Raw genomic sequence first — 15,526 nt, forward strand, 5'->3', positions numbered from 1 at the left:
AATGGCATTGGAAGTAGAGTTAAAACTAACCTTGAGCCCACATCATGTGGAATCTCTCAAACAACAACCCCTTTTCCGCTCCGAGCATATTCGCGAACTAGGTACGCAACGCTTAGGCAATACCTACTACGACACGCCAGATCAGCAGCTGACAGCCCATCGGGTCGCACTGCGTATCCGCCGTAAAGGGGAGCAGTTGATTCAAACACTCAAAAGCAGTGGCTCATCGGAAGCGGGCCTGCACAGTCGACATGAGTGGGAGTGGTTACTCGCGTCGGAACAACTCGATTACGACCTTCTGAAAACAGCCGAGTGGCCTAAGGCCCTGCATTGTGAAACCCTGCAGGATGAGATTCAGCCTGTCTTTAGTACCGATTTTAATCGCACAATATGGATCCTCGATACCCTGGATCAGCAGGGCAGGACGCTAAAGGCTGAGATCGCTCTTGATCAGGGCATGGTCACTGCAAACGGCCTTGAGGATCCGCTGTGCGAACTTGAACTGGAGCTGCTCGAAGGGGAAGCCACTGAGCTGGTAAGGTTTGCGCTCGAGCTTGCGAGGCATGTTCCCCTCTACATCAGCGACATAAGCAAAGCTGAAAGAGGTTATCGCCTCCTCGATCCAGAAAGCTATAGCGTCACACGGCAACAGCCTGAGTTCACCTCGGAAACGTCTCTGGAGGAGAGTTTCTGCGCCCTTTTACAGAACGAGCTCAGTCTCTGGCCTCGCTACTTTGAAGCCTGGAAGTTTAGCCGCAACTGGCAGTATATCCCGCTGGCCCTGGAGTCATTGCGCAATACCTGTGCCTTCTATGAGACATTCACGGATATCATCCCAGCAGAGCCCGATGGTGTACTGGATCAACTGCTGACCAAACTGATCCGTCAGGTACGTGACATTGATGCCTGGCGACGAACGGCCCTGCTAGCGGATTGCTCCGGATCTTCATGGATAGAAAAACATGCAGAACGGGCAGCCTCTCGTATGGAGGTTCTGCTGCAAACAGCTGAGCCCGGTGTCCTCGCACTGCTGATTTCGGAGCAGCTGATCGAACAGTCCTGGCGGGAACGCTGGGATGAGCAGAAACAACTTTTGGCTCAACGCCCTTTACAAGAAAAATGATAAGCGTCACACACCCGGATTCGGGTCACTGTTACACTTAAAGGATTCGTATTTCAGGAGAACAACCCCATGCTGCAACCGCATATGGCATTACTACCCGAGGCGCTTCACCCTCTCCTAGAACAGAATTGGGAGCAGGTCGCTCCGGTTCTTGAATCGCTGAGTGAATACCCGGATAGTTTTCCATCTGATCTGACCCGGGTGCTAACCGGCAGTAATTTTGTCACGGAGCAGTTGAGCCGAAGCCAGGAGATGCTGCCATCGCTTCTCGATAGTGGTGACCTCTACCGGAAATATGAATCCGATCACTATCAAGACACCCTCCACGCCCTGCTATCAGAACAGAGTACGGAAGAGGAGTTACATCGAGCAGTACGCAAATTCCGACAGCGTGAGCAGACCCGTCTGATCTGGCGGGATCTGACACGACTCAGCGATATGCGAACAACGACACGCGAACTTTCCTGGTTAGCGGATGCCTGTGTCGAGCAAACCATGAACTGGCTCTATGACCAGGCTTGTGAACGTTGGGGGACACCCACAGGTCGTCACAGCCGAAAACCACAACGTATGGTTGTCCTCGGCATGGGGAAACTCGGTGCAAACGAGTTGAATCTCTCCTCAGATATCGATCTGATCTTTGTCTACCCTGAGAACGGTGAAACTGAGGGCAGTAAGAAATGCCTGGATAATCAGGATTTCTTTATCCGTTTAGGTAAGAAGCTGATTCAGGCTCTGGATAACACCACCATTGACGGCTTTGTCTTCCGTGTTGATATGCGCCTGCGCCCGTTTGGCTCAGCAGGCCCACTGGTCATCAGCTTCGATGCAATGGAAGGCTACTATCAGGAACATGGCCGAGAGTGGGAACGATACGCCATGATCAAAGCACGTGTCATGGCGGGAGATAAAGAAGCGGGTAAAGAGCTGATGCAGATTCTGCGTCCATTCGTCTATCGCAAATATATCGACTTCAGCGCCTTTGACTCTCTACGTGAAATGAAAGAGATGATCAGCCGGGAAGTACGTCGTAAAGGGCTTAACAACAATGTTAAGTTGGGCTCCGGCGGGATCCGTGAGGTCGAATTTATTGCTCAGGTTTTTCAGCTGCTACGTGGTGGACGGGATACTCGGTTACAACAACGAGAGCTGTGCAATGTGCTACCAACACTGCCCGACGCCGTAGGCATGCCACAAAACGCTTCCGATGAACTGATGCTAGCCTATGAATTTCTGCGTAACGCAGAACATGCCATTCAGGCGGTAGCTGATAAACAGACACAGGAACTTCCGGTCGATGAAAAAGAACAGCTCAGGCTCGCTTTCAGCATGGGCTTTAATAGCTGGGATGAGTTTGCCAACGCCCTGGAAGCCTACCGCCAGAATGTTCGCATCCACTTTGCAGACCTGATCGCACCCAGCGAAGAGAGTGGCGATGATGATCAGAACCAGAATACAGAGATCTGGCTGTCGCTCTGGAATGATGATCTCGAAGCTGCCGATGCTGAGAAAATGCTCAGCACTCAGGGATTCAGTGATGCCCAACCCGCCTGGGAGTTGATCGATCAACTGCGTCAATCCCGTACCGTACAGATGCTACAACAGGTTGCTCAGGAGCGACTGCTGTTAGTCCTTCCGGTAATGCTACAGGAGGTGGCCTCAACCACCAATCCAACGGAAACCCTAGGGCGTGTGTTACAACTGATTCAGGCGATTCTTCGCCGTTCAGCCTATCTGGTGCTGCTTGCGGAAAACCCGACCGCATTACAACAGCTGGTCAGACTGTGCTCCGCATCTAGCTGGTTTTCAGAGAAACTCGCTAAACAGCCGATTCTTCTGGATGAACTGATCGACCCGAGTACGCTCTATTCACCTCCTAATAAAGAGCAACTAAACAGTGAGTTACGCCAGCAGCTGTTACGTATACCTGAAGAGGATACAGAGCAACTGATGGATGCCCTGCGCTACTTTAAAAATGCCCATGTACTTAAAGTCGCGGCATCGGAGATCACCGGCGCTCTGCCACTCATGAAAGTCAGCGATTACCTCACATGGACTGCCGAGGTGATTCTAGAAGCGGTCGTCGATATTGCCTGGAAGTTGATGACCGAAAAGCATGGCTCGCCGCAAAAATCAGCTGGTGTACCCTGCAACCCGGATTTTATCGTTTTGGGCTACGGGAAAATGGGGGGCATCGAACTCTCATACGGTTCGGACCTCGATCTGGTATTCATCCATGACTCCGACCCTAACCTGTTCACTGACGGTGATAAGCAGATCGCAAACTCGGTCTTTTTCACGCGACTGGGACAGAAGATCATCCATATCCTCAACACCTTCACCACATCCGGTCAGCTCTATGAAGTGGATATGCGCCTTCGCCCATCGGGCAACTCTGGACTGCTGGTCAGTTCGTTAAAAGCATTTTCCGACTATCAAAATAAAGAAGCCTGGACATGGGAACATCAAGCGCTGGTGCGTGCCCGGGTTGTTGCAGGTGATGCAGCGCTGGCTACCCGCTTTGAAGCCGTCCGTGCAGAGATTCTGGAGAAGGTTAGAGAAACTCCGAAACTGCTGGAGGAGGTCTCTGAGATGCGCGAAAAAATGCGTCAGCATCTGGGTAGCAAAAACAGCAGCAACGAAGAGAGCCCGGTCTTCCATCTAAAACATGATCGCGGTGGGATTGTCGATATTGAGTTTCTGGTTCAGTTCCTGGTACTGAAGCATTCACACCAGTTTGCTGAACTGCATGAGTTCACCGATAACATCCGCATTCTTGATGCGGCGGAACACACCGGTCTAATCAGCTCGGATGATGCAACGACCCTTCGAGAAGCCTATAAGGCTTATCGTGCGCTGGGACATCGTCAGACTTTGCAGGATCGCTCCAATACGATCTCTGACTCAGAGATGACCGATATGCGTTCAGCTGTCGCCGCCATCTGGGATAAAACGCTAGTCTGAGAGAGCATAAAAAAAGGCAGGTTCTAAACCTGCCTTTTTATCTGATACCGTTTGAATTAAACGTCGGTCAGCCAACCGTGCTTATCTTCAGCTTTGCCCCACTGGATATCGTTCAGCGCTTTACGCAGCTTCAGCGTAGTCTCGCCGATACCACCACTTCCAACAGTGAACTCTTTATTCTGATAAACCATAGTACCGACCGGAGCAAGAACTGCAGCCGTACCGGATAACGCAGCTTCACAACCTGGCTTGGCAATGCGCTCGAGCATCTCCTCAACGGTGATGCGACGCTCTGACACTTTCAGGCCCATGTCCCGTGCAATAGTCAGAATAGAATCTCGGGTTACACCGTGGAGGAAGCTTTCATCCAGATCACGGGTAATCACTTCATCCCCATCAATCAACAGGAAGTTTGCAGCACCTGTCTCCTGAATATCGCCATTCGGACAGAACAGTACCTGATCAACATTGTGCTCAGCTTTCGCTTTCATGGTTGGCAAAAGCGCACTGGCGTAGTTACCACCACTTTTGATCATGCCGTTATGCGGTGCACAACGAAGACCGGTGTCATCCACCAGCAGTCTCAGTGCCCGATCACCACCTGCAAAATAATCACCAACCGGCGAGAGAAGCACATAGAAACAAGCTGTTTCCGAGGGTGCTGCAGCCTTACCAATCGCAGGTTCTGTTCCAAACAGTGTCGGGCGGATATACATCGAACCTGGAGGCGTCGGCACATCTGTTTCAAAACGTTTTACCGTATCCAGAATCATCTGCGTAACGAACGTTTCATCCAGTTCAGGCAGAGCTAACAGGCGTGCACTTTGAGCCATACGCTCAACATTCCGATCGATACGGAAAACCTTAACGGTACCATCTTCATGTCGGAACGCCTTTAACCCTTCAAAACAGGTACTCGAGTAATGCAACACATGTGCTCCTGGGTGCAGCTGAATGCTGTCACTAGGGACCATTTCGACCGCACTCCAGCTAGAACCGTCAAACCATGTGATTGACATTTCAGGCATAAAAACGGAGCCGAATGCAGTAGCCATGTTACCTTCCTTACTCTTAACATTGTTATCCACGCCGGATGGGGCAGACAACAGAAATGAATGGGTGATCTATAAACAAGGGCTGATATTCTAATCGCCAAGCGAGCAAATTGGAATTACCCTGAAAAGATTCGCCCAACATAGTAAAAATATGCTGCCTCAGCGTGATTAGGGCGTTTAAATCTGGTTTACGGTATTATTCACCTCTGACCTGACACAGGCACTCATATTCAGCGACTAACTGGCATGATGCCATGCCTGTAATTTTGACTGATACTCACGTTTAGGACGCTTGATTTTACTGCAATGAGCAAAGCATTTACGCAACTGGTTGACCGGGGTAGAGCGGCACCTAAAAGATTTTTTCTACTGATTTTTATCTGCCTCGCCATCTCAGATCTTCTCTTGGTCCGCGACCTATCATGGTTACTTGAGAATCTGGAGGGGAAACGTTTCTGGGTCAATTACGGTTTAAGCCTGGGCACTCTGTTCCTGTTATTACTGGTTTTCGCACCAATTAAAAACGGGCCGGCACGATCACTGTTCCTTTTCTTTATTCTCGGCACTCAGGTAGCGCAGCAATCGTATTTTGCTATTTACGGCAACTTTGTTTCAGTGTTTGACCTTCGCTTTGTCGCAGCAGACCCGATGCTGACCCTACAACTCTGGTTAGACAACGCGATTATTCTAAAACCCCTGATTCTGCTGGCTCTGGAGATCCCCCTTTTACTCCTGCTGTTCCGTCTGGAGCTAAAGCCCAACCTCTGGCTGAAAGCCGGCAGTACCATTGTCGCCTCCCTACTCTTTTTGCTGGTCACCTTCAGTTGGTACGGGATCAGCAAGTTCCAGTTTAGCTCGGTCGCCTACGCGGGCGTTTTCCCCAGCCTGATTGAGCGCCAGACGTTTAAAGGTAAACTGGCGAACAAACCGGTTGTCCCTGAACAGGCTGACAATCTGGCTAGCAAACCGGATATTGTGTTTGTCATTGGTGAATCACTAACATTAAGCCAACTGGGTGTTTATGGTTATGAACGCCAAACCACCCCCCATCTTCAGGCCATGATAGATCAGAAAGAGATGCTCCTCTTTCGCAATGCCGTTTCAATCGGTACCCGCACATTAAGTTCGGTCCCTTATATGTTGACCGGCCTCCAGGGGATCGACCCTTACGGACTGGTCTACAGCAGCCCGACGCTGTTCAATTATGCTAAGGCCGCCGGCTACCAAACTGCCCTGATCACTGCGCAGGATTTCCAATGGCGCAATGTCGATCAGATCTTTGTCGACCAAGATCTGGATCACTATCAATCAGGGACCGACTTTAGCGCTTCAGTCTCAGTTTCCGAAGGAGCTGATGATATGAAGGTCTTGGAAGAGGGTATCTTTCCATACCTGACACGTACGTTAAGTAAAGAGCGGAAGGCGCCGATGCTGCTCGTTGCGCAGATGAACGGCAGTCACTACCCATACAACACCCATTCCCCCGCTTCGGTTAAGCAGTTTCTTCCAGAAACTAACCCCAATGGGGTGAACGCCTATGACAACACAGTGCTCTATACCGACCTTTACCTCTCCCGTTTGGTGGAACGGGTCCGCGAGTACTCGCCGAATGCCTGGATCATCTATTCCTCTGATCATGGACAGGATATATCACGTAACAAAACCCAGTTTAATCGTAGCTACAGCTCTGGTGTCATTCATAATCCATTGATGGTCTTCCCGCCTGCTCAAGCTTATACACAACTCAAACAAAATATTGATGCACCGGTGAGTCAGGCTGATATTTTCGCAACGTTTCTGGATATTATGCAGTTGGACCCCGTTTCAGAGATCAACGGCCTCTCGCTGCAAAATAAGATTGATCCAGAGAGAAACAGGGTTGTTTCTGCTTACATGAAAACACTGCACAATGAACCTAATGCGGTACTGGTATTGCCGGATTTGACCTATATCCATGTCGATTTTGATCGTCAAAGTGCAACCTTAGCCGACGGCAAGACTATTGTTCCCTATGATTCACTGGAACCTGCTCTGCGCCAGACGTTTGACCGCAGACTTACCCATGCGACAGAGACACAGTAACGTGCTGTCAGTGATAGAGATAGATTCAGGACGCTTATGAAAACACTGATTATCGGCCCCTCCTGGGTAGGCGATATGCTAATGAGCCAGTCTTTGTACCGGCATCTTAAAGAGCAAAACCCACAACGGTGTATTGATGTGCTTGCACCCGATTGGTGTCGTCCGGTCCTAGAGAGGATGCCTGAGGTCAACTCCGCCATTGCGATGCCAGTTGGACACGGCAGTTTGCAGTGGGAGGTGCGCAAGCGGATCGGTTCAGAGCTGCATGAGCATAACTACGAGCAAGCACTGGTACTGCCAAACTCCCTGAAATCAGCCTTGATTCCCTGGTTTGCTAAGATCCCTTTGCGAACAGGTTGGCGCGGAGAGATGCGCTACGGGCTGTTAAATGACCTGCGCAAACTGGATAAGCAAGCTTATCCATTAATGGTTCAAAGATATGTTGCACTCTCACAGCCCAAGGGCACCCCTGCTCTACCACTTGAAACGATCTTACCGCCTAGCCTAAGGGTTGATTCACAGGCCCAGCAAAAGGCGATTGACGAGTTTAAGCTCTCGCAAACCGGAGCCATCGCATTCTGCCCCGGGGCCGAATTCGGACCCGCAAAACGCTGGCCTGATTATCACTACGCTCAACTTGCACGCCACCTGATCGCGGATGGCCATACCATCTGGCTATTTGGCTCCCAAAAAGATGATCCGATATGTCAGCAGATCATCAACCAGCTTTCACCGGCTGAACAAGCCAACTGTCACAATCTTGCTGGCAGAACCAGTCTGCCTCAAGCGATCGATCTGATCGCAGCTTGCCAGGTTGCTATCAGCAATGATTCTGGATTGATGCATATTGCTGCTGCGGTAAATACACCACTTATTGCCCTCTATGGTCCGACCAGCCCAGGGTTTACACCTCCTCTTTCAGAGAGGGCCTCCATCATCCGTCTGATAGAGGGTTTCCATAAGATTCGTAAAGGCGACGCCGATCAGGGTTATCATCAAAGTATGATCGACATAACGCCAGAGATGGCTTTTGCTGAAACGCAGAAATGGTTGGATAAAAGATGAGAGTACTGGTAGTGAAAACATCCTCTATGGGGGATGTTATCCATACGTTGCCAGCTTTGACCGATGCGATGAACGCGCACCCGGAAATCAGGTTTGACTGGGTGGTCGAAGAGGGCTTCCAAGAGATCCCCGAATGGCACCCAGCTGTTGATCAGGTGATCCCTGTCGCTATTCGCCGTTGGCGAAAAAATATCATCAAGACCCTTAGATCCGGGGAATGGTCTGCCTATAAAAAACAGCTGACACTGAATCACTATGACGCAGTAATTGATGCTCAGGGGCTCCTGAAAAGTGCACTATTGGTTACTCGTCTTGCAAGCGGTTCCAGTTACGGGCTGGATAAACATTCTGCGAAAGAACCCTTTTCTGCGCATTTCTATGATCACCCGATCGGTGTGGCAAAACAGCAGCACGCAGTAGAACGCGTCCGGCAGTTGTTCGCTCAGGCTTTAAAATACCCCCTGCCTGAAACACGGGGCGACTTCGCAATCCGCTCACATTTTCTCAATCCGTCCGAAGATGCGTCCCCCTATCTGGTATTCCAACACAGCACCACACGGTTTGATAAACACTGGCCGGAAGCATACTGGTCATCATTGATAGAGAAAGCGGGTGCAGCAGGCTGGCAGATCAAACTCCCCTGGGGGAATCCTAAAGAGCGAGAACGAGCCGAACGTTTAGCTGCGCAACATAACTTTGTCGAGATACTCCCCAAACTTTCGATTGCAGAGGTTGCCTCAGTGCTGGTCAATGCACGTGCCTGTGTATCGGTGGATACCGGCCTGTCACACCTGGCGGCCGCATTAGATACGCCAAATTTCATTCTGTTTGGCCCAACTGATCCGGGTCTGGTTGGAGGCTATGGTAAAGATCAAACCTGCCTGAAATCCTCCGATTATCCTGAGATCCAGGCCCAGATTGAACCTGTAGTATTTGCGGCACTGACTCCTGAGATCGTTTGGAATGAACTGACCAATTTCCTGAACACGCGCTAGTATGCTTACCACTGAAAGTCGTACTCCCGTTCTACAGAAGCAATAGATAATTTCCAGTGCTAATATAAAAACCAAGATCTATAAGAGCCTAGGAAAGGCTAACCATAAACAGATCATTCACAGGCAATCGGACGCCACTGGCTGAATTGATAGAGTATAAATATCAGACTATGACAGTAGATAGGGTCAACTCGGGTGGATAACCGTTCATCACAATCACAAACTTGGGTCACAACCCGTGGCATCTTGGCTCTGGTTCTACTGCCATTATTTCTGGTGGCTGCCGGTGCAGGTTTTATCTACCTGAATCTACTCTCTCAAACTGAACGTGAAGCGAAAACTCACAGCCAAAACGTCTCACAGTTACTCGCAAATCAAGCAAGTGCATTTATCCGTAATCACACTCATACCGTTGAACTACTCGCTCAGGAAAACCAAATTCAGCGCTTCCTCAGCGAAGCAACAACCCAGCCAGATATACAAAATGTCACACCTCTCTTACAGCGCTATTGCCAAACACTTGGGGCCTCGATCTGTTACCTCCTTAATCAACAGGGAGACGCGATTGTAGATAGCCACACGGAAGGGGACTCAATCGTTGGTAATAACTACGGTTTCCGGCCGTACTTCAAAAATGCGATGCAGGGTAATACCAGCGTCCATCTGGCATTAGGTGTAACAACCAAGAAACGCGGGATCTATTTCAGCAGCCCCGTTTTATCTAAAGCCGCAAAGCCCATCGGCGTCGCTGTGATCAAGTATCTACCCGATCAGATCGAGCAACGCTTCAATGGACTTGCCGGTGAGGCCAATCTGGTCAATGAATACGGGGTAGTTTTCGCATCCAGCAAACCTGACTGGTTGTACAAAACACTGTTTCCAATCTCCCCTCAGGAACAACAGGTTATTGCTAAAACCCGGCAATTTGGTGATTCACCACCAGATAGCATCGGTTTCAAACGAAAAGAGCAGGGTCAGGTGATCTCCCCTGACCAAACTATCTATCTCCTAGAAAGTGAACCTGTCGCCGAGTTACCCAACTGGAAGATCACCTACCTTCTCCCCCCTGAACACTTCAGAGCTCTGAATCAAGCCAGCCAAAAACGCGCTGAACTGATTCTTCTTGGCTTGCTCATGTTTATTACTCTGCTGGCGATCTACCACCTCTACCGTCAGCTAACCTCCACCCTGCAGGTAAAACAGCATTACCAGAATGCATTACAAGAGAGCCAAAGCCGGCTGCTGCGTTTTGAACGCGCAAGCTCTGAAGCAATTCTGGTACATAACGATGATGGCATTGTCGACATCAATGAACGCGCAGAAGCACTATTTGGCTATAACCGGGAAGAGTTTTTGGCCCTCTCGCCTGAAGACTTCTTTACCTCAGATTCGTTGGATATCGCTATTCAACAGGCTGACAGCGGCTCAGAGCAACCTTATCAGGCAGCGGTCCTGACCAAAGACCACCGAGAGATCCCCGTGGTGATCACCGGCCGGGAGGTCGATTGGAATGGAGAGACAGCAAGAGCCGCATCCTTCCGGGATATCAGTAAGCGTATTGAAGCCCAGAGAAAGCTTCTGGCCAGCGAGGATCGCTTTCGACAACTGTCAGAGCTGGTCTCCGAGGGATTGCTAATCTACCAGAATCACAGGGTTATTGATGTCAATCACACCCTGTGCACGATTATAGGTGAGCGCAGAGAGGATATTATCTCATCCCCCTTAACCACTCTGTTTGAACCTGAGACACTGAACCAGATTGCCCATTATCAGAATCAGGGCTATACACAACCGTTTGAGATGGAGCTGATCCGCAAGGATGCTTCTCCCTTCCCTGCCGAGATTACTATCGCCAGCATGCGGTTTGACGACGGACTTTATACCGTCCTATCCATACGTGATATCAGTAGGCAGAAAGAGCAGGAGGAGCACATCCTCTATCAAGCACAGTACGATCTTCTGACACATGTACCCAACCGTTTTCTGGCCCGTGACCGTACCGAGCAGGCGATGCGCAATGCTGATCGGCATAAAACCCAACTCGCGCTGATGTTTATTGATCTGGACGGTTTCAAAAAGGTCAACGACAGCCTCGGGCATGATGTTGGAGATAATCTGCTGCAACAAGCAGCCAAGCGCTTCCAGTCCTGCCTCAAGGAGAATCATACCCTCGCACGACACGGTGGCGATGAGTTTCTGATCCTGTTAGAAGATATTCACTCAGCAACTGATGCTGAACTGATCGCAGAACAGATCCTGCAACAGTTCACCCATCCCTTTATGATTCAGAATAAGCAGTTGATTGTCACCACCAGTATCGGCATCTCCATCTATCCTGATGATGCATCCGATTACAGATCACTGCTTCGGGCAGCAGACATTGGGATGTACAAAGCGAAAAAAGATGGGCGCAACACCTTCCACTACTACACTCAGGAGATGAACGATATCGCAACCCGGCAGTTGGATATCGATAATAACCTGCGTACCGCGATCCAGAACAACGAACTCACCATGGTGTATCAGCCTCTTATTTCGGGTATTCGCGGTCATCAACAGATTATTGGTGCCGAAGCATTGATCCGCTGGCATTCAGACGCTCTGGGGTTTGTGTCTCCTGAGGAGTTTATTCCGATCACAGAGCAAACCGGACTGATTATCCCGATCGGTCGCTGGATCCTAAAACAAACCTGCCAACAAGCCCGATTCTGGGTCGATCAGGGATATTCGGAGTTCTCCGTCTCAGTGAATGTCTCACCACGGCAATTCAAGGGTAATGATTTTCTGTCAGATCTGAAGCATGCCCTTGAAGAGGCACAGCTCCCCGCGCACCATCTGAACCTCGAAGTAACAGAGGGGCTGCTGATCGAAGCCTCTACTGAACTGATGAACTCTTTAAGGGAGATCTCTGATCTAGGAGTGAAGATATCCATGGATGACTTCGGGACCGGTTACTCCTCCCTGAACTACCTGAAAACCTTCCCCTTTGATAACCTGAAAATCGATCGCTCGTTCATCAACGAACTGCCAGACAATTCCGACTCTAAGATTCTGGTCACTGCAACCATCGCTATGGCTCATCAGTTGGGTTTAAGCGTCACAGCAGAGGGGATCGAGACTAAGGAGCAGTACAACTATCTGAGTGAGCTTCGCTGTGATCTGTTACAGGGTTACTACTTTGGAAAACCGATGCCTGCGAAGGAGTTCACTGCGTTACTCGACAGTAGTGATTACTGCCACTCTTAGTGGCAAACCAATTGTCACCTCAGCAGAGCATCTAAAATCAAAATTTAAAAGATGGCTCAGATGACCCGTAGGTTGAACTATGGGTAGGTAACGATTTGAACCATTGGCTCCGAGAGGGTGTTTTTTTATAACGCTTTTATCTGAGGAGTATTGTTACAAGGGAGAGATGGTGCCGGCACCAAGAGTCGAACTCGGGACCTACTGATTACAAGTCAGTTGCTCTACCAACTGAGCTATACCGGCACATCGATCAGGCGGGCGCATGATAGGCAGTTATTGATGATGAATCAAGTCTGTTCAGTAAATTTATTTTGGATAAACCGAACAAAAGCCATCCCTCCCAACTCTGCCTATAAAAAAAGGGTTCCAGACCAATCTGGAACCCTTCCTAAGGGAAGGTCAAATACGCTTAGAAGATACAATGCTTAGCAAAATCTTTACCTTCATTTACGCTCCATTCACCCTTAGGTTTCTCCTTCAGGTCGGCGCACCACTCTTTGCTTCCAACTTCTGGGGAGCAACCCTGCAGAAGCAGTGCTGACATAAGCAACGATGCTGTCGCAACTAATTTAAAGGTGGCTTTGTTCATCATAATTCCTCTTTTCCCTGGCACTAACCAACTGTTGATCAGGCTGATAGCTGAAATTTAACATAATGAGTCTTGACCTGTAACAGTCTTCACTTCAACTGTGCTCCCACTTGCACCATCTCGCCTCTTCCCAATCCAGCGATCCAGCACCTGAAGAACCTGCGGAGGATCGATCGGTTTAGTCAGATAATCATCCATTCCCACCTTCAGTGCCTTTTCACGATCGCCTTTCATCGCATTGGCGGTCATCGCAATCACCGGTATCTGACAGAGCTGCGGCGATGCCCGAATCTGCCTTGTGGCCTCGTAACCATCCATAACCGGCATCTGGCAATCCATCAGAACAGCATCATAGGTCGCTGAAGTTAACCGCTGTAACCCTTGCTCACCATCTGCAGCAACCTCTACCACTACTCCGTTACGACGTAACAGCTCCTGAAGTACCAACTGATTGATCTCATTATCTTCCACCAGTAAAACCCGGCTACCTTTCAACGCTGCCAATTCAGACACCTCGCTAGCCTTCAGCTCTTTCGGTGGCATAGCCTCCTCGTCCTCTCCCTTACAGAACGTCAGGGTAAAGCTGAATGAACTCCCCTGATTTTCACAACTATCGACCCTGATACCCCCTCCCATCAATTTCACCAACCTCTCAGAGATCGCCAGGCCAAGTCCGGTTCCGCCATATTTACGCGTTGTTGAAGCATCCGCCTGAGAGAAGGGGCGAAACAGGAGGTTTTCCTCCTCTTCAGAGATACCAATCCCGGTATCTTCAACCGAAAAACGAACGCTCACCTGCTGTTGATCTAACACCTCATCAAGCGTTACTTTAATCCAAACCGCTCCTCCAGAGTGACTAAACTTAACCGCATTGGAGGTCAGATTTTTCAAAACCTGGCCTAATCTCAGCGGGTCCCCAAGCAATACCCCTGGGAGGTCGGGATCACAGTTCACCTCTAACTTCAGCTGTTTCTCCACCGCTCGTGGTTGAAACAGGCTTACGACATCATCCAAAACATCCCGAAGATCGAACCGGATCTGTTCTACTTCGATCTTATCCGCCTCAATTTTTGAAAAATCCAACAGATCATTCAGAATCCCCAGTAGATCCTCGGCGGAGGAGTGCGCCTTACCGACAAAGTTTTTCTGTTTGGTATTCAGATCAGTCTGCAGTGCAAGATAGGTCATTCCGATAATTCCATTCATCGGAGTGCGTAGCTCATGGCTGATATTTGCGAGAAACATACTTTTAGCTTCACTCGCAGCCTCAGCGCTTTTCTTCGCAACTAATAGTTCACGAGCTATCCGCTGGCTGTTGGAGATATCCTGCACTGTGCCTGTCATCGAGGCAGGATCGCCATTGTCATCAAAGATGACCTGGCCTCGTCCAGAGATGTCACGAACCGTACCATCAGCCCAGCACACCCGATGATCACATGCATACGCCCCATCTCCCTGGAGTGCTTCCAGGAGCGTCTGCTTTACCCGCTCTGCATCATCAGGATGGAGGCCCTGCTCAAATTGCTGCACTGTCGGTGTGAAAATTTGTGGTTGAAATCCCCACAAGCGAAAATGCTCATCAGACCATCGCAACTGATCATGTTTAATATCCCACTCAAAACTGCCCACCTGAGCCACCTTTTGAGCGGCATTAAGACGCGCTTCACTTCTTTTCAAAGATTCTTCACGCTGCTGTGCCTTCACCCTAAGGGTTATATTCTCCCGAAAGTTAGCAAAAAAAGATTGTGCCCCAGTGAATAATGCAGCCAGATAGAGCAACACCAGCCCCCCCATCACTGACCCCATCAAGGTCTGTGTGAGCAAGAGACGTGCCGCTAATGGAAGCAATACAAGAAACAGAAAGACTCTAATGGCTTTAGGGTTGCTTGACAGCGTCGTCAAACCACCGGCTGTCATACCCGCAGATATAAAGATGATGAACATCTGGTGCTCTGGAGAGTCCGGCGGGAAAAGAAACCAGGCCAGTCCTCCCCAGACACAACCAGAAAGAAATACGCCAACAATGAATCGCTTGTCCCAGAATCTGGAATTCTTCTGGTTGATCTCAGCTTTTAGATAAAACCGATAATCGATTAAGCGCCAACAGGTCACACCAAAGAAAAGGGCAAACCAGATCAGCAGATCAGATTGAGGGAGGACTTGCCAACTGAACGCTACAAACGCAACAGCATTGAACAGAGCAACCGTTTGCGAGCGGGGCAATGCACTGTAGGTTTGCCATAGCTGCTCTTTACATAAAGCCAGATCCACATTGGATAAATTCACTACATACTCACTCACAGCACTGATACTCAAATGATATTAGTAGAGGAGTGTGCGATTGTCATGCGCCCTAAACAATCACATATCCCCTGTTTATTGGAGTACTTTCTGGGAGGAAGAAACG

General features: G+C 49.5%; 9 protein-coding genes and 1 tRNA gene. 6 read left to right on the forward strand and 4 right to left on the reverse strand.

Features of this window, described 5'->3' with window-relative positions; translation table 11 throughout:
* The first annotated feature begins 1 nt into the window (after position 1).
* The gene (locus tag Q0882_RS10730; protein ID WP_299181339.1) at positions 2-1,123 is read left to right on the forward strand and encodes an inorganic triphosphatase; all 1,122 of its coding nucleotides are present in this window, start codon (positions 2-4) and stop codon (positions 1,121-1,123) included.
* Positions 1,124-1,192: 69 nt separating this feature from the next.
* Positions 1,193-4,087: a bifunctional [glutamate--ammonia ligase]-adenylyl-L-tyrosine phosphorylase/[glutamate--ammonia-ligase] adenylyltransferase gene (gene glnE / locus Q0882_RS10735; protein WP_299181342.1), complete on the forward strand. Its 2,895-nt coding sequence runs from the start codon at positions 1,193-1,195 to the stop codon at positions 4,085-4,087.
* Between the two features lie 56 nt (positions 4,088-4,143).
* On the opposite strand, the gene Q0882_RS10740 is transcribed toward glnE, so the two are convergent.
* On the reverse strand, positions 4,144-5,175 hold the full coding sequence (locus tag Q0882_RS10740) for a branched-chain amino acid aminotransferase (protein ID WP_299181345.1): 1,032 nt from the start codon (positions 5,173-5,175) through the stop codon (positions 4,144-4,146).
* 273 nt (positions 5,176-5,448) lie between these two features.
* On the opposite strand from Q0882_RS10740, the gene Q0882_RS10745 reads away from it, so the two are divergent.
* The 4 genes from Q0882_RS10745 (at position 5,449) to Q0882_RS10760 (ending at position 12,530) form a co-directional block, all read left to right on the forward strand.
* Positions 5,449-7,224 (forward strand): phosphoethanolamine transferase, encoded by a 1,776-nt coding sequence (locus Q0882_RS10745; protein WP_299181348.1) that lies wholly within the window; start codon positions 5,449-5,451, stop codon positions 7,222-7,224.
* A 36-nt stretch (positions 7,225-7,260) separates the two neighbouring features.
* A complete protein-coding gene (gene waaF, locus Q0882_RS10750; protein ID WP_299181349.1) occupies positions 7,261-8,289 on the forward strand; it encodes a lipopolysaccharide heptosyltransferase II in 1,029 nt (342 codons plus the stop codon).
* Positions 8,286-9,284, forward strand: a complete 999-nt coding sequence (gene rfaC / locus Q0882_RS10755) for a lipopolysaccharide heptosyltransferase RfaC (protein ID WP_299181350.1) — start codon at positions 8,286-8,288, stop codon at positions 9,282-9,284. Before waaF ends, rfaC begins: the two co-directional genes overlap by 4 nt.
* Before the next feature lie 195 nt (positions 9,285-9,479).
* On the forward strand, positions 9,480-12,530 hold the full coding sequence (locus tag Q0882_RS10760) for an EAL domain-containing protein (RefSeq protein WP_299181352.1): 3,051 nt from the start codon (positions 9,480-9,482) through the stop codon (positions 12,528-12,530).
* Positions 12,531-12,697: 167 nt separating this feature from the next.
* Here Q0882_RS10760 and Q0882_RS10765 read toward each other — a convergent pair.
* The 3 genes from Q0882_RS10765 to Q0882_RS10775 form a co-directional block, all read right to left on the reverse strand.
* Positions 12,698-12,773: transfer RNA gene (locus tag Q0882_RS10765), tRNA-Thr, on the reverse strand.
* Positions 12,774-12,939: 166 nt separating this feature from the next.
* The gene (locus Q0882_RS10770; RefSeq protein ID WP_299181355.1) at positions 12,940-13,122 is read right to left on the reverse strand and encodes a DUF3012 domain-containing protein; all 183 of its coding nucleotides are present in this window, start codon (positions 13,120-13,122) and stop codon (positions 12,940-12,942) included.
* Positions 13,123-13,176: 54 nt separating this feature from the next.
* Positions 13,177-15,420, reverse strand: coding sequence for a PAS domain-containing hybrid sensor histidine kinase/response regulator (locus Q0882_RS10775; protein ID WP_299181358.1), 2,244 nt, complete (start codon positions 15,418-15,420; stop codon positions 13,177-13,179).
* Positions 15,421-15,526 lie beyond the last annotated feature (106 nt).

It is taken from the genome of uncultured Neptuniibacter sp. (assembly GCF_947498015.1).
Lineage (GTDB): Bacteria > Pseudomonadota > Gammaproteobacteria > Pseudomonadales > Balneatricaceae > Neptuniibacter.